Below are 20901 nucleotides of genomic sequence, written 5' to 3'. Positions count from 1 at the left end.
TCTCCCTGTTTTAAAGGCTGGAGAAGAACATAGGTTTGCGACTGCCGAAATACAAACGAGGGCGGCACGGCCACCCTCGTTCAACCTGTCAGCTTTCAAAACCCGGCAGCTTCGACAGATCAGCCCTTCAGCGCGAACGCTTCGGAGGCAAGCTTGGTAATGCCTGCCCAGTCGCCGGCAGCCACCAGCTCCTTCGGTGCGACCCAGGAACCGCCGACGCAGATGACGTTCGGCAGCGACAGATAGTCATTGGCATTCTTCAGCGAGATGCCGCCGGTCGGGCAGAAGAACGTGCCAGCAAGCGGCGATGAAAGCGCCTTGAGATAGGCAACACCACCAGCCTGTTCGGCCGGGAAGAACTTCAGCACCTGATAGCCTTCTTCGCGCAACGCCATGACCTCGCTTGCGGTCGCAGCACCCGGCAGCAGCGGCACCGGGGAATCGGCTGCCGCATCCAGAAGCTCCTGGGTCGTGCCCGGGCTGACGATGAACTTGGAGCCTGCCTGCACGGCGGCTTCCCAATGGGCGGCGTTGAGGATGGTGCCGGCGCCGACTTCCGCGCCTTCCACTTCAGCGGCGACCGCGCGCACCGCATCGAGGGCGGCCGGGGTGCGCATGGTGATCTCGATGGCCCTCAGACCGCCTGCAACGAGCGCTCTCGCGAGCAGGACGGCCGATTTCGCGTCCTCAACGATCAGGACTGGAACGACGGGCTGGAGTTTCAGGATGGAAAGGAGTTTTTCTGTCTTCTCGCCCATGGCCACGGTTCCCTTAAACGATTGAAATCGGCTTTCGAATAGCGCCCTCATGACGGCTTGTCGAGATAAAACCAGCCCGTGCGACAAGACGGGTATTAAATCATTGTAAATTAGGGTAGCGTGCCACGATCGTCACAAAAGGTTCATTCGCATGGCGAAAGAGATCGAACGGAAGTTCCTCGTACGCGGTGAAGCATGGCGCTCTGCCGTAGCGTCCAAATCGGTCCTGAAACAGGGCTATGTCGCCTCGATGGACGATCGCTCCGTGCGGATTCGTATCCTTGATGAGAAGACCGCGCGGCTGACGATGAAAATAGGCCGCGGCACCCTCACCCGCGATGAATTCGAATACGAGATCCCTGTCTCGGACGCCGAGGAACTGCTGGGAAACGCCATCGGCATCGTTATCGAAAAGACCCGTTACCGCGTCCCCTATGAAGGTTTCGTCTGGGAAGTCGATGTCTTTGCCGGCGCCCATCGTGGCCTCATAATCGCCGAAGTTGAGATGGGGGCCGAAACTGACAGTCCTCCCTTACCTGCCTGGCTCGGCCGCGAGGTCACTGGCGATTTCCGCTATTCCAATCAGGCGCTTGCCACAGAATTCGAGTACGACAGGCATGGGCTATCGCATACGGCCTGAAGCCGACTTTACTAACGAGTTCCGAAGCGCAGCCGAGGAGCAGCTTACGCGTGCCATCACTGTTCTGAAAGAGCGGCCGGAAGGTGCGCATGAAGCGATCCACGCTTTCCGCAAGAACATGAAGCGGCTGCGTTCGCTCTATCGCCTCGTATCCCGCGAAGTGCCGGATTTCCAGAAGCAAGAGAATGCACGGCTGAGGGACACCGCAAAGTCGCTCTCGGCCATCCGCGATGTCGCAGCAATCGTTGGCACTGGTCGTTACCTGCAGGAGAATGCTCGCAACACTGAAGAGGCAGAGGCGCTCGGCCGCATCGTCTCCATTTTGGAATCGCGCCGCGATTGGATGGCGGAAGCAGAAAGTGACCTCGAACAGCGGCTGCATGATACCGCCGCCACGCTGCGGGAAGCGATCGCAGCGCTTGAGGACGTCGCCTTCGACAAGAGCCATCGCAAGAATGCCCGCATGCTGGCAAAGAGTTGGCACCGGACGGCATCGCGCGCCAGGGAGGCGCTTGATGCCTGTCATGAAGATGCGGCAGCCGAAAACTTTCACGAATTGCGCAAGCGCACCTACGACTATCGTCTCTATCACGCGCTTCTGCGCGATCTCTGGCCGAGCGCGATGAAGGCCAAGCGTGATTTCGCCAAGGACCTCGTCGAACGGCTCGGGCATATCAACGATCTCTCGGTGCTTTCAGGTCTCGTGGAGGCAGAGCCGCAACTCTTTACCAGCAACGATGATCTCGCCCATCTGCTGGATGCCATCATCTTCCGCCAGCAGGAGGACCGGCGCGAAGCGTTACGAGATGCCGAAACGCTCTATGGCGATCATCCTGACGATGAGGCGCAGCGTCTGGAACTGCTTTGGCTGTCTATCGGCAATTGACGCATTTGATCTATTGACCTCAACTTTACTTGAGATCCTAGCCTCGGCCCGGTCAATGAACCGATCGAGGAAAATATGTCTGCAGACAATGCCACGACGCCCCAGATTCAGGGCATCTATGAAACCCATCTTACCGTCGCCGATCTGAAGATCTCCATTCCTTTCTACCGCGATATTCTCGGCCTGGAGCTCGCCGCCGAATTTCCCGAGCGTCGCATTGCCTTCTTCTGGGTGAACGGCAAAAAGAACGCCATGCTCGGCCTTTGGGAGACCGGCACCGGCCCCTTGAAGATGCGCCTGCACATGGCGTTCCGCCTGTCGCAGGAAGAAATGATGCGAGCGCCGGCGCTGTTGATCCACAAAGGCCTGAAGCTGCATGGCTTTCACGGCGAGCCGATCACCGAACCGATCGTCATTGGCTGGGTGCCGGCGCTGTCGCTCTATTTCAACGATCCCGATGGACATTCGATCGAATTCCTGAGCGTACTCGACGGAGAGCCGGATGCTGCGTTTGGCATGCGGTCCCATGCCGAATGGAAGGCGCGCGGATAGGCACAATCCCGTATGCCGTCCTTGCGTAATGTCATTGCGCAGGGACGGCATATTCTGTATTTCCACGCGCATGACCGACAATGCGACCCACACAAGCCCCTTCCTGGTGGCAGCGCTCTATCATTTCGTATCCCTGCCGCACTTCGAGAGCCTGCAGGCGCCGTTGCAGGCGCTGTGCGAGGAGAATGGCGTGAAGGGCACGCTGCTTCTGGCCCATGAAGGCATCAACGGTACGATTGCAGGTCCGGATGCCGGCATCCGGACCGTGCTCGCCTTCCTGCGCACCCAGCCGGAATTCGCCACGCTCGAGCATAAGGAAAGCCACGCTTCCAAGATGCCTTTCCTGCGCATGAAGGTGAAGCTCAAAAAGGAAATCGTCACCATGGGCGTCGAGAATATCGACCCCAACAAGGTGGTTGGAACCTATATCGCTCCAAGCGACTGGAATGCCCTGATCTCCGATCCCGATACGATCGTCATCGACACCCGCAACGACTACGAGACGGCAATCGGCACCTTCCGCGGCGCAGTTGACCCCAAGACCAAGACCTTCCGTGAGTTTCCGGATTGGGTGCGCAACAATCCCGGCCTGCACAACAAGCCGAAGATCGCCATGTACTGCACCGGCGGTATCCGCTGCGAGAAGGCGACGGCCTTCATGAAGGAACAGGGCTTCGAAGAGGTCTATCACCTCAAGGGCGGCATCCTGAAATATCTGGAGGAAGTGCCCCAGGAAGAAAGCCTGTGGGATGGTGCCTGCTTCGTTTTCGACGAGCGTGTTTCCGTCGAACATGGTCTGAAGGAAGGCGAGCACAAGCTCTGCCACGCATGCCGCAACCCGATCACGGCAGAAGAAGTCACCTCACCTTATTACGAGGAAGGCGTTTCCTGCAGCAACTGCTATCACACCCGTAGCGAAGAAGACCGGCTGCGCTATCGCCAGCGTCAGCATCAGATCGCACTCGCCAAAAAGCGCGGCCAGAAGCATATAGGTACATAAAGCGCCGTTTCAGCCGGCAATCCGGCGCAGCACTCGGGCTTCGCGCCGCTCCTGCAACAGGTCGTTGATCTGATCGGCCACCATCGGCTTGCCGAAGAAATAGCCTTGCAGACAGTCACAGCCGAAGAGACGCAGAGCGATCGCCTGCTCCTCCGTCTCAATGCCCTCAGCCGTGACGGGAATATCGAGTGCGCGCGCGAGCGCCACGGTCGCCTGCAGCATCTCCCGCTGCCGGCTGTCGGTGGTGATATCTGTCACGAGCGAGCGGTCGATCTTGATGCGGTCGAAGCCGAACTGACGCAGGTAGCCGATCGAAGAGAAGCCGGAGCCGAAGTCGTCGAGCGCCACCTTGACGCCGAGCGACTTCAATCGTTCGATCGATTGGCGTGTACGCTGCGGATTTTGGATCATGTAACCTTCGGTGATTTCCAGCGTGACGCGACTCGCCTCGATCTCCGTTTGCTTCAGCACATAGCGAACATAATCGGTGAAGGCGGGATTGCGGAACTGGCCCGGTGAAACGTTGACCGAGATTTTCAGCTCCGGCCATTGCTTTGCTGTTTCGCAGGCCTTGCGCAGTACGAAAAGACCGAGGGATTCGATAAGTCCACTGGTCTCGGCGATCGGAATGAAAACCTCAGGCGAAACCGGGCCGTGGCCCGGCCGGTTCCAGCGCACTAGCGCCTCCACGCCATTCATTTCATGCGTCGCGGCATCGACGAGTGGCTGATACGCAAGCGTGAGATCGCCGCTTTCGATCGCCATGCGCAGATCGAGTTCCAGCGCGTTACGCTGTGCGCGATCGGTATCCATGGCCGGATCATAGAGCGTCATGCGGGCGCGGCCAGCTTCCTTCGCCTTGTACATGGCAAGGTCGGCGCGACGTACCAATTCCTCCCTACCGATCGAACCGAGCGACGACATGGCAATGCCGATACTGGCGCCGACCACGACGATACGACGGCCGACTTCGAGCGGCTCGGCAAGGAAATCGAGGATTTGCTCCGCAAGCTGCAACGCGGCCGCATTCTCCGCATCCGAAAGGAAAGCGATTGCAAACTCATCACCGCCGATGCGCGCGAGCACCGCATCATCAGGGATCAGCACGTCCAGTCCTGCCGCAACCGCGCGGATCAGCTGGTCGCCGGTGCCGTGCCCATAGCTGTCGTTGACTTCCTTGAAGCCGTCGAGATCGAGATAGAGCAGCAGGACGTTCCGTTTCGTTTGCCGTGCTTCCGCAACAAAACTGTCGACGGCAAGCCCCAGGCCATCGCGGTTGGAAAGGCCACTCAGGCGATCGCGAAGTGCTTCTTCGCGTGCATTGTTTTCCTCTGCCTTCAGGCGCTGCCCGGCCAGCCAGCCGATGATGAGGAGGACGACGAAGAACAGGCCGACAAGACCAAGCGCCTGGATGACCATGGGCCTTACCTGCGCATAACCGATATCGCCTGGCGAACGCGACACCCAGACAAGCTTGCCGAGAACCGCGCGAGCAGGGTCTGCAACCTCCACCGAATATGCCGAGGCAAAATCCGCAGGCACCAGCCGCAATCCATTCAGTACGTAAGTGGTGCCAAGGGCAGATATTTTTGCATCATCGAGATGCCTGGCGAAAATCAGATAGCGATGTTGACCGGCAGGCATATCAAGCTCACCCGACTTCTGTCGCACAAGCGCGATACCGACGGCGGCAATGCCTCTGGCGGTCTTGATGAAACCAGTGGCTTCCGGTTTCTCGCCGGCATCAGGCTCGCGAACCTTGTCCAGAAGCCGCCAAAGCGATGGGGAGAAGAAATCACTGACCGGCATCTGCATTGGCAAACCGTCCTGATAGGCCATGACGGTTTTCTTCTGGTCATCAATGACGATAGCCATGTCGAAGAGAGGGCTGTTGAGGGACATCTCGCCGTAATTGCTGATCGTCCACGCCATGCCCTCCGGTGCGTAGACATTGGCAGCCGCATCATCCCAGGCGGCGTAGTCGTCAAGCGTCGCGGCAAGCTGATCTTCGAAGGTCTTGAGTGCGCCGACAGTGGTTTCGCGGGAGCGCTCGTCATCGAGCACATTAGCATTTTCGGAGACGCGCTCCAGCGCCGTCAAAACCATGATGGTGACAACAGCAACAATGACCGCAAAGGAAAAAAGCACGCCAGTAACCGTGGTATGGCGGCCTAAACCCGATCCATTGCTTTTTGACCTCAAGACTGCAGGCAACTCATACAACTCCCCGTTCAAGAAATCTTCGCAGTCAACGGTCAAGAAACGCTTAAGATCATGGGAACTATCGAGAATTCGGCTCAGGATTTACCTGAATACCGTATGTTGTCGCAGATTGACAACTAGTTTCCAATAATGGTAACTAGTTACCATTATTGGAAACGGAGAATCGCGAATTTTGAAGCGCAAAATCGAAGCCGATCTGCTGACGGACATTATGCTGATGGTCTTCCGCATCAACGGACGACTGCTGGATGGCGGCGACCGGCTGGGCGCATCGCTGAACCTCACCAGTGCCCGCTGGCAGGTACTCGGAGCAATTTCGCTGTCCCCAGGTCATATCACGGTGCCCGGGATTGCAGAGATGATGGGCATGACCCGGCAGGGCGCCCAAAAGCAGGTGAACAAGCTCGAGGAAGACGGCTTCATCGAAAAGCGGCCCAACCCGCGCCATCAGCGCTCGCCCTTCTATGTGCTGACAGAACAAGGCGCCGAAAGCTACGCCCGGATAACCGCCCTTCACACCGGCTGGGCCAACGCCCTCGCCGATGGACTGGACGCATCGGAACTGAAGGCGGCGCTCCATCTCCTGAACAGGTTCGATCAACGGCTCGCGCTGGACACGGCAAAAGGTGAGGAACAGACATGAGAACGATCATTCACGCCAGCGCAGGCACCGTTGCCATGTTCCTCATTGCGGGTTTTCTGACCGCGACCATGATTTCCGAACTTCTTCTGAATGAGGCGGCCGTGCTTGTCGTCAAGAAAGCGATTCTGAGCGGCCTCTGTCTGCTGATCCCCGCGCTCGCAATCACTGGCGGCAGCGGTTTTTCGCTCGCCGGCAGCCGTCATTCGCCGGCTATCGAAAGGAAGCGCAGGCGAATGAAGATCATCGCTGCAAACGGCCTGCTGATCCTGCTGCCGCTGGCAATCCTGCTTTACTTGCGTGCAGCGACTGGCCGCTTCGACGGTCTTTTCTACGCGATGCAGGTACTGGAAGTGCTCGCCGGCTTCGTCCAGCTTTCGCTGCTCACCCTCAACTTCCGCGACGGGCGGAAACTGACGAGAGGGAAACGTCTCGCAGCGGCAAAGACATTGAATACGACCTGAAACGGCAGGGCACGAATGCCCTGCCGAAAATGCCTGGCCTCAGACGGCCTTGTGATTGCCCTTCGGGAACTGGCTGGCGAGCTCGCGATACCACTTGCCGCTCTTCTTGACCGTACGAACCTGTGTTCCATAATCGACATGAACGAGGCCGAAACGCATGCGATAGCCTTCTGCCCACTCGAAATTATCCATCAGGCTCCAGGCAAAGTAGCCGCGCATCGGATAGCCATCCTTGATGAGGTCGGCGACGACGTTCAGGTGATCGCTGACATAGTCCAGACGCATCACGTCATCCACCTCGCCGTTGACGACATCGGTGTTATCGCAGGCGCCGTTCTCGGTGATATAGCATTCCGGCAGGTCGTAGCGGCGGTAGAGATCCTCAACGAGCAGCTTGAGGCCTGGCGAATAGACTTCCCAGCCAATATCCGTCTTCACGTCGCTGGCGGGAGGCGCTTCCACCGTCCAGGGGAAATCGCCCTTCCGGCTCGCATCGTCCGCAACGCGCTCCGGCTTGTAATAGTTCAAGCCCCACCAATCCAGCTTCTGATTGATGATCTTGAGATCACCATCCTCGATGATAGGCATGCGGTCGCCAAGCGCCTCGACGAATTCCTTGGGATACTCGCCCTTGAAGACCGGATCGAAGAAGGCACAGTTGTGGAACTGATGCGCGCGCTCGCCGGCAGCAAGATCAGCCGCGCTATCAGAGCCCGGAATGATCGAGGAAGCATTGAGCACCAGACCGACAGGCACATTCGGCGCTTCCGAACGGATCGCTTCGACGCCGAGACCATGCGCCAGGTTCATGTAATGCATGGCATGCAGGGCGGCCTGCATGTTGCGCTCGCCCGGCGCGTGAATACCGTAGAGGTGACTGAGCCAGACGATGCACCACGGCTCATTGAAGGTGGCGACGCTGTCGAGACGGTCGCCGAGGCGGCTCATGACCGTATTGGCATAACGCTGATAGGCATAGGCCGTCGAACGCGCCGTCCAGCCACCGTCACCGGCGAGCAGCAGAGGCAGGTCCCAGTGATAAAGCGTCGCGAAGGTCTTGATGCCACGTGCCTTGCAGCCGTCGACGAGACGATCGTAGAAATCGAGGCCGGCCTCGTTCACCGGGCCTGTGCCGTCGGGGATGATGCGCGGCCAGGCAATCGAGAAACGATAGGCATCGACGCCCATCTCCTTGATGAGATCGAGGTCCTCCTCCAGCCGGTTATAGTGGTCGCAGGCGACATCGCCGTTATCACGGTTATGGACGCGGCCGGGCATGTTGCAGAAGGCGTCCCAGATGGACGGCTTGCGGCCATCGGCCTTGCTGGCGCCTTCGATCTGGAAGGCGGCGGTGGCAACACCGAAGGTGAAATCACCAGGGAAGCGGTCGGCAAGCGTTTTCGGATCGATCATCTCTAAATCCCATCTCTCAGTTGTGGACTGACCGTTTGTCCGGGGTTTAGCCAAGCCCACGTCCAAAGTACAGGCCGGCAGCACGAAAAACTGCAACGTTACAGGAAGAAAAACGACGGAACAGCAAGGCTGTCGCAAGCCACTCTTCCGGATGTCGTAACGCCAATGTCAGCAGTCGTGATTTGCCGTCGCAACCCTGATCCTTACACGGAAAAGGGCATCACAATATGAAAGGAAACGAATGCTCTCTTCGATCCATCTGCTGCAGCCGCATCTCCTGAGCCTGCTGCGCATCGTCTCGTCCCTCGTGCTTTTCAGCTATGGAACGCAGAAGATCCTGCTTTTCCCGGCTGCGGCAAGCGTGCCGCCCGTCGGCTCGCTGTCCTGGGTCGCCGGCCTCATCGAACTCACGCTCGGCTTTCTGGTGCTGATCGGCTTCCAGACCCGCATCGCAGCCTTCGTGCTTTCCGGCTTGATGGCCTTTGCCTATTTCATCGGCCATGCATCGAAGAGCTTCTTCCCGGCACAGAACGGCGGCGTCGCGGCGATCCTGTTCTGCTTCGTCTTCCTTTATCTGGTCGCCGCCGGCGCCGGCCCCTTCAGCGTCGATAACCTGTTGAAGCGCGGCCGCGGTGAGGTTACTGCCTGATCACCGCAAAACGCAAGCGCCGGGGCGATATCGAACCGCCCCGGCGCTCTTTATGTCACGCACTTGGTTGGTGCAGAATATCAAACCTTGACCCAGGCGCCGTTGCGCTTCGAGGAGGCGACGCAAGCCTCGACGAAGGCCACGCCCTTAACGCCATCATCGACGGTCGGATAGACCACGGCCTTGTCGACGGCCTTGCCCTTCTTGTGGGCATTGATGGCATGTGCGGCTTCCGTATAGATCGTCGCGAAGGCTTCGAGATAACCTTCCGGATGACCGGACGGGATGCGTGAGACGCGCGCTGCGGCAGCACCGGAGCCGGCACCATTGCGGGTGATCAGCCGCTTGGATTCACCGAACGGCGTGTACCAGAGATAGTTCGGATCGGCCTGAACCCATTCGATACCACCCTTGGTTCCGTAAACGCGCACCTTGAGACCGTTCTCATGACCCGGCGCCACCTGGCTGCACCAGAGCATGCCCTTTGCGGGCTTTTCCGAACCCTTGGCTTTGAAGCGCAGCATCACATGGGCGTTGTCGTCGAGACGGCGGCCCGGCACGAAGCTGTCGAGATCGGCAGCAAGGCTGTCGAGTTCGAGACCCGTGATAAAGGACGCCAGGTTATAGGCATGCGTGCCGATATCGCCGGTCGAGCCGCCGACGCCGGACTGGGCCGGGTCGGTGCGCCATGCAGCCTGCTTCTGGCCGGACTGTTCGATCGCTTCGGTCAACCAGTCCTGCGGATATTCAGCCTGAACAATACGGATATCGCCGAGTTCGCCATTGGCAATCATCTCGCGCGCCTGACGCACCATCGGATAGCCGGTATAGTTATGCGTCAGGATGAAGAGTGCGCCGCTCTCGTCGGCAACCTTCTTCAGTTTCTTGGCATCGGCAAGGTTCGAAGTAAGCGGCTTGTCGCAGATGACATGAATGCCGCGGCGCAGGAATTCCTTGGCGGCGTCATAATGCACGTGGTTCGGCGTCACGATGGAAACGGCTTCGATGCCATTCTTCAGCTTCGCCTCGCGGATCGCCATTTCCCGGTAGCTGGAATAGGTGCGCGACGGATCGAGACCGAGATCGCGACCGGACTGAACAGCCTTTTCCGGTGTCGACGACAGCGCGCCGGCGATCAGATCATACTGGTCGTCGATACGTGCGGCGATGCGGTGAACAGCGCCGATGAAGGCCCCTGCCCCGCCGCCGACCATGCCGAGCCGGATGCGCGGCTCGCGGGTCTGTTCGGATGATGCTTCGATTGCCATGATATTCTCCTCGAAATCCTGATCCGCTTACGACAGACCCAGCATGCGCCGGTTGGCCGCCTGATCGGTGCCGCCGGCAGCGAAATCGTCGAAGGCCTTTTCGGTGACGCGGATGATGTGCGCCGCGACGAATTCGGCGCCTTCACGCGCACCGTCTTCCGGATGCTTCAGCGCGCATTCCCACTCGACCACGGCCCAGCCGTCGAAATTATTGGCAGTCATCTTCGAGAAGACGGCGCCGAAATCGACCTGGCCGTCGCCCAGCGAACGGAAGCGGCCGGCGCGCTCGACCCAGCCCTGATAGCCGCCGTAAACGCCCTGGCGTCCGGTGGGGTTGAACTCGGCATCCTTGACGTGGAACATCTTGATCCGGTCTTTGTAGATGTCGATGTTGTCGAGGTAATCGAGGCACTGCAGAATGTAGTGCGAAGGGTCGTAGAGCATGTTGGCGCGCGGATGGTTGCCGACCCGCTCCAGGAACATCTCGTAAGTGATGCCGTCGTGCAGGTCTTCGCCCGGATGGATTTCGTAGCAGACGTCGATGCCGTTTTCATCGGCATGATCGAGGATCGGCTTCCAGCGGCGGGCAAGTTCGTCGAAAGCGGTCTCTACGAGACCGGCCGGACGCTGCGGCCAGGGATAGATGAACGGCCAGGCAAGTGCGCCCGAGAAGGTCGCGTGCGCCTTGAGGCCGAGGTGCTTGGATGCGGTCAGCGCATACTTGACCTGCTGCACCGCCCATTCCTGACGGGCCTTCGGATTGCCGCGCACTTCGGGTGCTGCAAAACCGTCGAAGGCTTCGTCATAGGCGGGGTGAACGGCAACGAGCTGGCCCTGCAGGTGGGTAGAAAGTTCGGTAACCTCGACGCCGTTTTCACGCGCCTTGCCTGCGAACTCGTCACAATAATCCTTGGACGTCGCCGCCTTCTTGAGGTCGATGAGCTGGCTTGCCCAGGTCGGAACCTGCACGCCCTTGTAGCCGATATCGGCCGCCCATTTGGTGATCGCGTCCCAGGAATTGAAAGGCGCAGTATCGCCTGCGAACTGCCCGAGGAACAGGCCGGGTCCCTTGATCGTCTTCATGTCAGTTTCCTCCCTGAATATCGATCGTAAACGTTTCCGATAAATCTTAGCGCGCCGTTCGGTAAAGAAAAGGCGCCTCCCCGCCAATGCGAAGGATTTAGCGGGTAAGCCGAAAATCAACGCGGTCTGGACCTAATCACGCTCGCCGCGGAACAGCAAGAGGTACGTGCCGCATTTTGGCTTCAACTTGCGTGAAGGCATGAAAAATGCGCCCATCCTTTCGAATGGGCGCATGCATGAAAGCAAGATCAGAACGGAGAATCCGGGAAGTAGAAGTTCTTGGCATTCTCCTTGGTGACGAGCGTTGCGTCGAGGATGTAGTTGCCGTGAACCGGAACCTGATCGTAGAGCGCAGCAGCCGTCAGCTCCATTGCGGTGCCGACCATTGCCGGCGGATAGAGAACGTCGACCGGGATCAGCTTGTCGCCGTCCATGACCTTCTTGATCATGTCCTTGGAGCCGGCGCCGGCAACGACATACTGAATGTCGGTGCGCTTGGCCTGCTCGATGGCCTGAAGAACGCCGACAGCCATGTCGTCATCCTGGCACCATACAACGTCGATCTTCGGATACTTGGTCAGATAGTCCTGCATGACCTTGAAGGCATCGTCGCGGTTCCAGTTGCCGTACTGGCGGTCGAGAACCTTGACCTTGGAGCCTGCAATGCCCTTGTCAAAGCCGTCCTGGCGCTGCTGGTCGATCGGGATCGGCAGGCCGCGGATGATAACGACCTCGGCTTCCGGGGTCTTTTCGGCAATGTACTTGCCGGCGACTTCGCCGAGTGCCGGATTGTTGCCGGCGACATAGAGGTCACGCACGGAATTGTCGTTGTTCGACGGCGCGCGGTCAACGAGCGCGACGAACTTGCCCTTGCCCTTGACTTCCTTGATGGCGTTGACCAGCGGATCCGGATCCGACGGCAGGATGACGAGCGCATCGATGCCCTGCGTATCGAGGTCCTGCACGGCGTTTGCCTGCGTTGCGGCATCCGGCGAGGTCTTGACGATGACGTTCAGGCCCGGATGTTCGGCCATCAGCTTCTTGGCAATGCGCTCGGCGTGAAATACGACGCCCGACGTCCAGCCATGGTCGGCGGCCGGAATGGACACGCCGATCGTGTAATTCTTGTCCTGGGCGTAGGCTGCGCCGGCAAAAGCCACCCCCGCAACCGCCAGACCCAACATGAGCTTGCGCATGCTATTTCCTCCCAAAATATCAGGGACTTATTCAATCCGGGCCGGGTGCCCTGGATAACCCGGCCAATCCGAGAAGCAGGCTTGCCCTACGATTTGCGCACCAGCGACCGCTGCACCAGCATGGCGATGATGATGATCGCGCCTTGGATCGCGCCGATCAGGTATTCGCTGATGAAATTCGAAAGCAGCATGATGTTGCCGACGAGCTCGAGAATGAAGGCGCCGCAGATCGTGCCCCATACCCGGCCGGCACCACCCTTCAGCGCCGTACCACCCACCACGACAGCCGTGATGGCCTGCAGCTCCCACAGAATGCCCGTCGTTGCCGAAGTCGAGCCGAGACGCGGCACATAGAGCAACACGGCGATCGCCACGCAGAGCCCCTGGATAACGAAGGCGATTGTGCGCACCCGGTTGACCGCAATGCCGGAATAGCGGGCAACATCGCTGTTCGAACCGACAGCCACGACATGACGGCCATAGCGCGTGCGATAGAGAATGAAAGCCGCAATGGCGGTGACGACAAGGATAACGACGATCGGTACCGGGACACCGAGGATACTGCCGAAATAGGCTGGCCGATAAAGCGTCTGAATATCAGCCGAACGCAACGTGATTGCTCCACCCTGCGACAGCCACGTCGTCAGACCGCGATAGATGCCCATCGTACCGAGCGTGGCGATGAAGGGCTCGATCTTGCCGACCGTCGTGATGAGGCCGTTTGCGAGACCGCAAAGCGCACCGGCGACCACGGCGAAGACGACGGCAGTAGTCAGCATCAGCACCGGATCGGCAATGACGCCGGAATTGATGAGCAGGATCATCAGGCTCGCGACGAAGGCCACCATGGAGCCCACAGAAAGGTCGAGGTCACCTGCCGAGATCACGAAGGTCGCACCAACAGCGATGATGGCGATGAAGGCACAACGCGTTGCAACGTTCGTAAGATTGGTGATGCCGATGAAATTCGGATTGACCAGTGCGCCCACGATGAGGAGCAAGGCCAGTGCGGCGAAGGGGGCAACCGCGCGCAGATCGACGTCACGCCAGGATCTGCGCCGGATCTCCCTGGTCTCCTCGTTAACACTCATGTCCAAAACCAACCTCCCGTCCCATGATTGCTGGGCATCCTGTTTGTCTCGCGCGCGGTCCGCTCGCGTCGCGCCTCGCCGGCATCAGGCAGCCGCTTGACGCTTCAGCCCCGCGGCGTAACGCATGATTTCCTGCTCGGAAATTTCATCGCCTTCGAGGATGCCGACGATCCGGCCTTCGCGCATCACGGCAACCCGCGTGCAAAGCCCGATGACTTCAGGCATTTCCGAGGACACGACGATAATCGACCGCCCGTCGCGGGCGAGCGCCGAAATGAAATGATAGATCTGCTGCTTGGTGCCGACATCGATGCCGCGCGTCGGCTCGTCGATGATGATGATCTGCGGCTCGGTCTCCATGACCTTGGCGAGAAGCAGCTTCTGCTGGTTGCCACCCGACATGCGGCCGGCAATGATATTGCCGTCTCGTACGCGGATGTCGAAGCGCCGCTTGGCCTTGGCAAGCGCTGCCGCTTCGCTGTTCGGGCTCAGATAACCATGGCTGACATGGCGTTCGAGCGATTGCAGCGTCAGGTTGGCGATCATGCCCGAACCAAGCAGCAGCCCTTTGGACTTGCGGTCCTTGGTCATATAGGCAAGGCCGGCGCGATTGGCGGCACGCGCATCACCCGAAGACACGCTTTCGCCGTGGATGACGACCTCGCCGGAAAGGCGCGAACGCAGGCCGGCGATCGCCTCCATCAGCTCGGTACGACCCGAACCGATAAGTCCGGAAAATCCGATCACCTCGCCCTTACGCACTTCGAAGCTCGCATCCTGCACGTAGCCGGTCGAAACCGAACTGACGCGAAGCACGACTTCCTCGTCGACATTGGGCTCGACCTTGGCCGGATAGAGGCTTGAAAGCTCGCGGCCGACCATGAGCTGCGCAATGGATTCACCATCCAGCATGGAGGTCGGAGCCGTCTTCACCCACTGGCCATCGCGAAGGACTGTGACCCTGTCGGTCAGTTCCATGACCTCGTCAAGCTTGTGGGAAACGAAGACGAAACTGGTGCCCTGATCGCGCAGCTTACGCACCTGCTTGAAGAGCATGTTGATTTCCTCGCGCGACAAAACGGCGGTCGGCTCATCCATGAAGACAACGCGGGCATCGCGGCTGATTGCCTTGGCAATCTCGACCATCTGCTTGTCGGCGATCGACAGCGAACTGATCATCGCGTTCTCGTCGACATGCGAACCGAGTACATCCAACACGCGACGCGTCTCCGAGCGCATGTATTTGCGGTCGAGCACCCCGAAATGCGTGACCTCGCGACCGAGGAACAGGCTCTCGGTGACCGTCAGATGTTCGGCCAGATTGAATTCCTGATGAATAATGACAATGCCGAGCGCTTCGGCTGCGCCGTTCGGAGGCAGCACCACTGGCTCGCCGTCGAGCAGGATCTCGCCGGAGGTTGGCTGCTCGAAGCCGGAGAGAATCTTGACGAGAGTGGATTTTCCGGCGCCATTTTCGCCCATTAGCGCATGGATTTCACCGGCGCGGAGATCGAAGTTGACACTGAAGAGAACCTGCACGCCGCTGAAAGACTTGCAAATGCGCCTGGCGGACAACACCACCGGTGCAGTCTCTGCGGTATCCACGGTCATGATTTCCTCCTGCGGCTCCCATCCGCTTATGTTGGGCATATGTAAACCTTTACATCAGCCATGTAAAGGTTTACATCGTGGATTTACACAGATCTGTTGTGCGGCGACTTTGACCTCTCGATAAGTCTGTGTAGTGTGCGGCGAAGACAGCCCAAGGCAGACCACGTGTCGAATTCCACGCCCGCTACAATCGAAGACGTCGCCCGGATCGCCGAGGTTTCCATCGCGACGGTATCGCGGGCGATCCACATGCCCGAAAAGGTGGCCAATTCCACGCGCCTGAAGGTCAATCAGGCGATTGCCATCACCGGCTACACGACCAATGCCATGGCGCGCAGCCTGCGGCTCGGTCGCTCCAACATGATCCTTGTGGTGGCGCCCGATATCGGCGACCCCAACTTTTCCAACATCCTCATCGGCCTGGAAAACGAGGCGCGGGCCCATGGCTACGGTGTCCTGATCGGCCATACGCAGAATGATGCCCAGCGCGGCCTGGAATATCTGAAATTTTTCAATTCGAACCAGGCGGCCGGCCTGATCCTCTTTACCGGTATATTGCCGTTCGGCCATCAGATGGTTACGGCGCAGCTACCGCCGAGCGTCGGCGTCTTCGAACCCGTCTTCAATGGTGGCATCCCCTATGTCGGCGTCGACGACATTGAGGGTGCAAGGAAAGCCGTCGACCTGCTTCTGGCGGAAGGTCACCGCAAGATCGCCTTCATCGGCGATTCCCGCACCCGCCTTGCCTACAGCCGCCGCCGGCAGGGCTATGACGCGGGCCTGGACGCTGCCGGCGTGCCGAAAGACACGCGTATTGTGCTGGAAGGCGATGGCACGATCGAAAGCGGCCGCCATGCTGTTGAGCAGCTTTTCATGCGCGACACACTGCCGACCGCCTTCATGTGCGTCAACGACCAGACAGCGATCGGCGTCATGATCGGCTTGAACGCCCGCGGCTACAATATCCCGCAGGATTTTTCGGTCACCGGCTTCGACGACGTGCCGCAAGCCGTCTTCATGAGCCCGTCGCTGACCACCATCCGCCAGCCGCGCACGGCAATCGGCAAACAGGCCATGGCACTGCTCCTGGAACTGCTGGGTGACGGCCGTCCCGCCGAGAAAGAGATCTTGCTGCGGCCGGATCTCGTGGTGCGCAATTCCGTCTCCGCACCGCCACGCAACTGGCAGAAGCGCTAGCCTCGAAGCTTGAAGCCCTCGATCTGCCATTGCCCGAACGCCACGCCGTTCTAAGTTGACAACGGACCCTTTCGTTAGGCGAGGCAAACGAGATGACGCAAGATCAACTGGCCGACAGATACCAAGGCTATATTGCCTGCCTGAATGGCCAGGATTGGGCCAATCTCGGAAATTTCGTCCACGAGGACGTTCGTTACAATAGCACGCGCATCGGCTTGTCCGGCTATCGTGAGATGCTCGAAGGCGACTTTCGCGCCATCCCCGATCTCCTCTTCGATATCCAGCTGCTGATCTGCGAGCCGCCGCGCGTGGCGAGCCGCTTGCAATTCGACTGTACACCGAAGGGAGAGCTTTTTGGCTTCCCGGTCAACGGCAGGAAGGTGCAGTTCGCCGAAAATGTCTTCTACGAGTTTTTGGATGGAAAAATCCAAAACGTCTGGTCCGTCATAGACAAGGCCGCCATCGAAGCGCAGCTTTGAAGCTATCGGGTTTCGCGGGTTATGCGACCCGCTGGAACGTGCTGAACTGGAATCTCTGCACACTGTCCCAAGGTGTCGAATGATCATGGCGGCGGCTATCGATCAGTTTAAAACCAGCGCCCAGTAAACTTGCGAGGCTCTCGGCGCTGTGTCGCGCAACCGGCAGACCGCTGCACTTTTCCGGTCCATCAAGGGCGAAAGTTCCCATGATCAGATGCCCGCCGATCTTCAGCGCGCGTTTCAACCGCTCGATATAGGCCGCTTGCTCGACCGCGTCGGTTAGAAAATGAAAGGCCGCACGGTCGTGCCAGATGTCATAGGCCTCCGGTGGCTCCCACTGGGTCGCGTCACCAGCAATCCAGGTCACCCGATCGCCTTTGGCGCCAAGCCGCTTTCGCGCCTTGTCGAGCGCGGCCGCCGAGAGATCGACTACGGTCACATGGTCCAACCCTTCGGCAAGAAAGCTGTCGACGAGCCTTGAAGCTCCGCCGCCCACATCAACGATGGCATCTGATTGCTTTGCTTGAACGAGATGGATCAGGTCTAGAGAGGGTGCTGGGCTTTCCTGAAACCAGCTGACATCGGCCTCGCCCTTGGTCGAATAGACGTTTTCCCAATGCAGCCTACGATCGTCAGACATGAAGCGCTCCAACCATTTTCGTCATCGCCGCTGATGCATGCCAGATTTCTATGGGACCGACCAGCACAATGAGCCGCATTCACCTTCGCAAACGAAAGAGCCGGGAAGCTTTCGCTCCCCGGCTCCTCAAAAAGTCCAACCACCAATCAGACGTAGCGGTTGACGATGTTCTCGAGCAGCTCCTGCTTGCCGGACTTCGGCTGCGGATTGACGTCCTTGCCTTCGACCCAAGTGGTGATCTCTTCCAGCGAATATTCGCCGCGGAAGAGCTTCTGGCCTTCAGCCGAATTCCAGCCGGCATAGCGGTCTGCGAGCGGCTGCGACAGAGCCTTGTCTTCGAGCATCTTGGCAGCAGCCTTCAGGCCGCGGGCGCAGCAATCCATGCCGCCGATATGGCCGATCAGCAGGTCTGCCGGATCAAGCGATTGACGGCGCAGCTTCGAATCGAAGTTGGTACCGCCCGTCTTGAAGCCGCCGCCCGCCAGAACGTAGTAATAGGCCAGAGCCATTTCCGGAACGTTGTTCGGGAACTGGTCGGTATCCCAACCGGACTGGTAGTCGTTGCGGTTCATGTCGATCGAGCCGAAGATGCCGAGCGCATTTGCGAGCGCCAGCTCATGCTCGAAGGAATGGCCGGCGAGGATCGCATGGCCCTGCTCGATGTTGAGCTTCACTTCGTTTTCGAGGCCGTGCTTCTTGAGGAAGCCGTAGACCGTCGCGACGTCATAGTCGTACTGGTGCTTGGTTGGCTCCTGCGGCTTCGGCTCGATGAGGATCGTGCCCTTGTAGCCAATCTTGTGCTTGTACTCGACAACGAGGTTGAGGAAGCGGCCGAGCTGGTCGAGCTCGCGGCCGATATCGGTGTTGAGCAGGGTTTCATAGCCTTCTCGGCCGCCCCACAGAACATAGTTTTCGCCGCCGAGCTTCTGCGTGGCGTCGATGCAGGTCTTGACCGTCGCAGCAGCGAAAGCAAAGACATCCGGATCCGGGTTGGTCGCAGCCCCCGACATGTAGCGGCGATTGGAGAAGAGGTTTGCAGTGCCCCAGAGCAGCTTGGTGCCGGTGGCGGCCTGCTTTTCGGCGAAATAGTCGACGATCTCGTTCAGGTTCTTGGTGTTTTCGGCAAAGTTCTTGCCTTCCGGACGCACGTCAGCGTCATGGAAGCAGTAGTAAGGGGCGCCGAGCAATGAGAAAAATTCGAAAGCAACGTCAGCCTTGAGCTTGGCAGCCTTCATCGTGTCTTCGAACCACGGACGCAGGAAGGTCTGGCCACCGAAGGGATCGCCGCCCGGCCAGGTGAACGTGTGCCAGTAGGCGACTGCAAAGCGCAGATGGTCTTCCATGCGCTTGCCGAGAACGATTTCGTCCGGCTGGTAGTAGCGGAAGGCCAGCGGATTGGTGCTGTCTGGGCCTTCGTACTTCACTTTCTGGATGTCGCCGAAAAATCCGGTGCTCATTTGGGTTCTCCTTGGGTTTGTCGTTCAGTCTTATCGTCAGTGCCGTGCGCGCCCCTCATCCGACCCTTCGGGCCACCTTCTCCCCGAGGGGAGAAGGGCATGAGGCAGTGCCACGAGTCTCTTCTCCCCATCGGGGAGAAGGTGCCGGCAGGCGGATGAGGGGCTGCCGGCTGCAGTTCTCAATGGGCCAGCGACCTGATCGCCGGGTAGACGGAGCGGTAGCGCTTGTAGGCATCCTCATAGGCGCCGGTCAGCGCAGCGACCGGCTCGATCGTCCCGGCGGTCACCGGCGGCGTGCAGACGGCAACCGGATCGGCACCCGTTGCCGCAATCAGGCCAAGGCGGGCAGCACCGAAGGCTGCGCCAAAATCGCCGTCGGCCGGCAGGTCGACAGGAACGCCGAGCGCAGTCGCGATAGAGGCCAGCCAGTAGCGGGAACGCGAACCGCCGCCGATCGCCGTGACACGGGAAATATCAGTGCCGGCCGAACGCAGCGCTTCCAGATTGTCGCGGATCGCGAAGGAGACGCCTTCCAGCACTGCCTGCGTCAGCACCGCACGGCTGCTTTCGTGCTCGAGGCCGATGAAGGCGCCGCGGATGACCGCATCATTGTGCGGCGTGCGCTCGCCCGAGAGGTAAGGAAGGAAGGTGACGCCGCTCGGCGCCTTCAGGCTTTCGCCGAGTTCGCTGGTGAGATCGGCGGCCGACTTGCCGGTAACCGACGAATGCCAATTCAGCGCATCGGTCGCCGAGAGGATGACGCCCATCTGGTGCCAGGTATTCGGCAGCGCATGGCAGAAAGCATGAACAGCACTTTCCGGCTTCGGCAGATAGGCAGCGTTGGCGGCAAAGAGAACACCCGATGTTCCAAGCGAAACGAAGGCAGCGCCATCGCTGACCGTACCCATACCGCAAGCCGAAGCCGCATTGTCCCCTGCCCCGCCGGCAACGACGACATCGCCGGAAATGCCCCAGGCCGAAGCGAGCTCGCCGCGCAGCTTGCCGCCTTGCTCCGTGCCCTCAACAAGCGTCGGCATCTGCTTTTCATCGAGATTGGTCGCAGCCAGCAGTTCCGACGACCATGCGCGCTTGCCGGTATCGAGCCAGGACGTACCGGCCGAGTCGGACATCTCAGAGATATGTTCACCCGTAAGCCAGAGGCGCAGATAGTCTTTCGGCAACAGAACCTTGGCGACTCTGGCAAAGATCTCGGGCTCGTTCTTGGCGACCCAGGCAAGCTTCGGTGCGGTGAAGCCCGGAAAAACGATATTGCCGGTCAGCTTGCGGAAGCGCGGATCGGCGTCGAGTGCCGCAGCCTCGACATAGGAGCGCGTATCGTTCCAGAGGATGCAGGGGCGCAGCACCTTGTCGGAGGCGTCGAGCAGAGTCGCGCCGTGCATCTGGCCGGAGAGGCCGATACCCTTGACGGCAGCAAGCTCCTTCGGATGTTTGGCCTTGAGGCCGGCAACAGCCTCTTCCGTGGCCCGGACCCAATGGGCCGGCTCCTGTTCGGACCAGCCGGAATGCGAACGCGAGACGTCGAGCGAACCATTGGCCGAGCCGATGATCTTCTGATCACCGTCGATGAGCATCGCCTTGACGCCCGAAGTTCCGAGATCGAGACCCAGATACATGTGGTATTTCTCCCTTTGCC

Annotated in this window: 20 protein-coding genes; 9 read left to right on the top strand and 11 right to left on the bottom strand. The window is 59.5% G+C overall.

Going from position 1 to position 20901, the window contains the following annotated elements; genetic code table 11:
• Positions 1–119 precede the first annotated feature (119 nt).
• On the bottom strand, positions 120–758 hold the full coding sequence (locus tag H4W29_RS12130) for a 2-dehydro-3-deoxy-phosphogluconate aldolase (RefSeq protein WP_192729124.1): 639 nt from the start codon (positions 756–758) through the stop codon (positions 120–122).
• A gap of 151 nt (positions 759–909) precedes the next feature.
• Between H4W29_RS12130 and H4W29_RS12125 the strand changes: the two genes are divergently transcribed.
• The 4 genes from H4W29_RS12125 (at position 910) to trhO (ending at position 3836) form a co-directional block, all read left to right on the top strand.
• Positions 910–1398, top strand: a complete 489-nt coding sequence (locus H4W29_RS12125) for a CYTH domain-containing protein (protein ID WP_192729123.1) — start codon at positions 910–912, stop codon at positions 1396–1398.
• Positions 1376–2284 carry a CHAD domain-containing protein gene (locus H4W29_RS12120; protein ID WP_192729122.1) on the top strand — a complete coding sequence of 303 codons (909 nt, stop codon included), beginning with the start codon at positions 1376–1378 and terminating at the stop codon, positions 2282–2284. The genes H4W29_RS12125 and H4W29_RS12120 overlap by 23 nt, the downstream gene beginning before the upstream one ends.
• Before the next feature lie 75 nt (positions 2285–2359).
• Positions 2360–2836 (top strand): VOC family protein, encoded by a 477-nt coding sequence (locus H4W29_RS12115; protein ID WP_192729121.1) that lies wholly within the window; start codon positions 2360–2362, stop codon positions 2834–2836.
• A 70-nt stretch (positions 2837–2906) separates the two neighbouring features.
• On the top strand, positions 2907–3836 hold the full coding sequence (trhO, locus tag H4W29_RS12110) for an oxygen-dependent tRNA uridine(34) hydroxylase TrhO (RefSeq protein ID WP_192729120.1): 930 nt from the start codon (positions 2907–2909) through the stop codon (positions 3834–3836).
• A 9-nt stretch (positions 3837–3845) separates the two neighbouring features.
• Here the strand turns inward: trhO and H4W29_RS12105 are convergent, their stop codons facing one another.
• Positions 3846–6050 carry a bifunctional diguanylate cyclase/phosphodiesterase gene (locus H4W29_RS12105; protein WP_192729119.1) on the bottom strand — a complete coding sequence of 735 codons (2205 nt, stop codon included), beginning with the start codon at positions 6048–6050 and terminating at the stop codon, positions 3846–3848.
• Between the two features lie 181 nt (positions 6051–6231).
• Between H4W29_RS12105 and H4W29_RS12100 the strand changes: the two genes are divergently transcribed.
• Positions 6232–6702 (top strand): MarR family winged helix-turn-helix transcriptional regulator, encoded by a 471-nt coding sequence (locus H4W29_RS12100; RefSeq protein ID WP_192729118.1) that lies wholly within the window; start codon positions 6232–6234, stop codon positions 6700–6702.
• On the top strand, positions 6699–7163 hold the full coding sequence (locus tag H4W29_RS12095; RefSeq protein ID WP_192729117.1) for a hypothetical protein: 465 nt from the start codon (positions 6699–6701) through the stop codon (positions 7161–7163). Before H4W29_RS12100 ends, H4W29_RS12095 begins: the two co-directional genes overlap by 4 nt.
• A 39-nt stretch (positions 7164–7202) precedes the next feature.
• Here the strand turns inward: H4W29_RS12095 and H4W29_RS12090 are convergent, their stop codons facing one another.
• Positions 7203–8576, bottom strand: coding sequence for a GH1 family beta-glucosidase (locus H4W29_RS12090; protein ID WP_192729116.1), 1374 nt, complete (start codon positions 8574–8576; stop codon positions 7203–7205).
• Positions 8577–8817: 241 nt separating this feature from the next.
• Here H4W29_RS12090 and H4W29_RS12085 point away from each other — a divergent pair, with 241 nt between their 5' ends.
• Positions 8818–9225, top strand: coding sequence for a DoxX family protein (locus tag H4W29_RS12085; protein ID WP_192729115.1), 408 nt, complete (start codon positions 8818–8820; stop codon positions 9223–9225).
• Between the two features lie 80 nt (positions 9226–9305).
• Here the strand turns inward: H4W29_RS12085 and H4W29_RS12080 are convergent, their stop codons facing one another.
• The 5 genes from H4W29_RS12080 to H4W29_RS12060 all read right to left on the bottom strand — a co-directional run bounded on the left by H4W29_RS12080 (position 9306) and on the right by H4W29_RS12060 (position 15474).
• On the bottom strand, positions 9306–10493 hold the full coding sequence (locus H4W29_RS12080; RefSeq protein WP_192729114.1) for a Gfo/Idh/MocA family protein: 1188 nt from the start codon (positions 10491–10493) through the stop codon (positions 9306–9308).
• A 27-nt stretch (positions 10494–10520) separates the two neighbouring features.
• Positions 10521–11576, bottom strand: a complete 1056-nt coding sequence (locus H4W29_RS12075) for a sugar phosphate isomerase/epimerase family protein (protein WP_183748540.1) — start codon at positions 11574–11576, stop codon at positions 10521–10523.
• A 248-nt stretch (positions 11577–11824) separates the two neighbouring features.
• Entirely contained in the window at positions 11825–12772 is a 948-nt protein-coding gene (locus H4W29_RS12070) for a substrate-binding domain-containing protein (protein WP_192729113.1), read from the bottom strand.
• A gap of 86 nt (positions 12773–12858) precedes the next feature.
• Positions 12859–13863, bottom strand: coding sequence for an ABC transporter permease (locus H4W29_RS12065; RefSeq protein WP_192729112.1), 1005 nt, complete (start codon positions 13861–13863; stop codon positions 12859–12861).
• A gap of 84 nt (positions 13864–13947) precedes the next feature.
• Complete coding sequence (locus tag H4W29_RS12060) at positions 13948–15474, bottom strand: sugar ABC transporter ATP-binding protein (protein WP_184399073.1); 1527 nt, start codon at positions 15472–15474, stop codon at positions 13948–13950.
• A gap of 165 nt (positions 15475–15639) precedes the next feature.
• Between H4W29_RS12060 and H4W29_RS12055 the strand changes: the two genes are divergently transcribed.
• On the top strand, positions 15640–16671 hold the full coding sequence (locus tag H4W29_RS12055; protein WP_112544300.1) for a LacI family DNA-binding transcriptional regulator: 1032 nt from the start codon (positions 15640–15642) through the stop codon (positions 16669–16671).
• Between the two features lie 92 nt (positions 16672–16763).
• Positions 16764–17150, top strand: a complete 387-nt coding sequence (locus tag H4W29_RS12050; protein WP_192729111.1) for an ester cyclase — start codon at positions 16764–16766, stop codon at positions 17148–17150.
• Positions 17151–17169: 19 nt separating this feature from the next.
• Here the strand turns inward: H4W29_RS12050 and H4W29_RS12045 are convergent, their stop codons facing one another.
• The 3 genes from H4W29_RS12045 to xylB form a co-directional block, all read right to left on the bottom strand.
• Positions 17170–17790, bottom strand: a complete 621-nt coding sequence (locus H4W29_RS12045; RefSeq protein ID WP_192730722.1) for a class I SAM-dependent methyltransferase — start codon at positions 17788–17790, stop codon at positions 17170–17172.
• 146 nt (positions 17791–17936) lie between these two features.
• Positions 17937–19247 carry a xylose isomerase gene (gene xylA / locus H4W29_RS12040; RefSeq protein ID WP_192729110.1) on the bottom strand — a complete coding sequence of 437 codons (1311 nt, stop codon included), beginning with the start codon at positions 19245–19247 and terminating at the stop codon, positions 17937–17939.
• A gap of 179 nt (positions 19248–19426) precedes the next feature.
• Entirely contained in the window at positions 19427–20881 is a 1455-nt protein-coding gene (gene xylB, locus H4W29_RS12035; protein ID WP_192729109.1) for a xylulokinase, read from the bottom strand.
• Between the last annotated feature and the right edge of the window lie 20 nt (positions 20882–20901).

The organism is Rhizobium viscosum (assembly GCF_014873945.1).
In the GTDB taxonomy this organism is placed as follows: Bacteria; Pseudomonadota; Alphaproteobacteria; order Rhizobiales; family Rhizobiaceae; genus Rhizobium; species Rhizobium viscosum.
Note: the sequence above shows the minus strand (reverse complement) of the source record. Positions and strands in the feature narration are given on the sequence as shown.

What these genes read in the sequence shown, in the direction of transcription:
- H4W29_RS12080 (WP_192729114.1), bottom strand. Translation starts at nt 10,493, where the DNA reads ATGGCAATCGAAGCATCATCCGAACAGACCCGCGAGCCGCGCATCCGG.
- H4W29_RS12050 (WP_192729111.1), top strand. Translation starts at nt 16,764, where the DNA reads ATGACGCAAGATCAACTGGCCGACAGATACCAAGGCTATATTGCCTGC.
- H4W29_RS12115 (WP_192729121.1), top strand. Translation starts at nt 2,360, where the DNA reads ATGTCTGCAGACAATGCCACGACGCCCCAGATTCAGGGCATCTATGAA.
- H4W29_RS12065 (WP_192729112.1), bottom strand. Translation starts at nt 13,863, where the DNA reads ATGAGTGTTAACGAGGAGACCAGGGAGATCCGGCGCAGATCCTGGCGT.
- H4W29_RS12075 (WP_183748540.1), bottom strand. Translation starts at nt 11,576, where the DNA reads ATGAAGACGATCAAGGGACCCGGCCTGTTCCTCGGGCAGTTCGCAGGC.
- H4W29_RS12085 (WP_192729115.1), top strand. Translation starts at nt 8,818, where the DNA reads ATGCTCTCTTCGATCCATCTGCTGCAGCCGCATCTCCTGAGCCTGCTG.
- H4W29_RS12060 (WP_184399073.1), bottom strand. Translation starts at nt 15,474, where the DNA reads ATGACCGTGGATACCGCAGAGACTGCACCGGTGGTGTTGTCCGCCAGG.
- H4W29_RS12095 (WP_192729117.1), top strand. Translation starts at nt 6,699, where the DNA reads ATGAGAACGATCATTCACGCCAGCGCAGGCACCGTTGCCATGTTCCTC.
- H4W29_RS12090 (WP_192729116.1), bottom strand. Translation starts at nt 8,576, where the DNA reads ATGATCGATCCGAAAACGCTTGCCGACCGCTTCCCTGGTGATTTCACC.
- xylA (WP_192729110.1), bottom strand. Translation starts at nt 19,247, where the DNA reads ATGAGCACCGGATTTTTCGGCGACATCCAGAAAGTGAAGTACGAAGGC.
- H4W29_RS12130 (WP_192729124.1), bottom strand. Translation starts at nt 758, where the DNA reads ATGGGCGAGAAGACAGAAAAACTCCTTTCCATCCTGAAACTCCAGCCC.
- xylB (WP_192729109.1), bottom strand. Translation starts at nt 20,881, where the DNA reads ATGTATCTGGGTCTCGATCTCGGAACTTCGGGCGTCAAGGCGATGCTC.
- H4W29_RS12125 (WP_192729123.1), top strand. Translation starts at nt 910, where the DNA reads ATGGCGAAAGAGATCGAACGGAAGTTCCTCGTACGCGGTGAAGCATGG.
- H4W29_RS12120 (WP_192729122.1), top strand. Translation starts at nt 1,376, where the DNA reads ATGGGCTATCGCATACGGCCTGAAGCCGACTTTACTAACGAGTTCCGA.
- trhO (WP_192729120.1), top strand. Translation starts at nt 2,907, where the DNA reads ATGACCGACAATGCGACCCACACAAGCCCCTTCCTGGTGGCAGCGCTC.
- H4W29_RS12045 (WP_192730722.1), bottom strand. Translation starts at nt 17,790, where the DNA reads ATGTCTGACGATCGTAGGCTGCATTGGGAAAACGTCTATTCGACCAAG.
- H4W29_RS12070 (WP_192729113.1), bottom strand. Translation starts at nt 12,772, where the DNA reads ATGCGCAAGCTCATGTTGGGTCTGGCGGTTGCGGGGGTGGCTTTTGCC.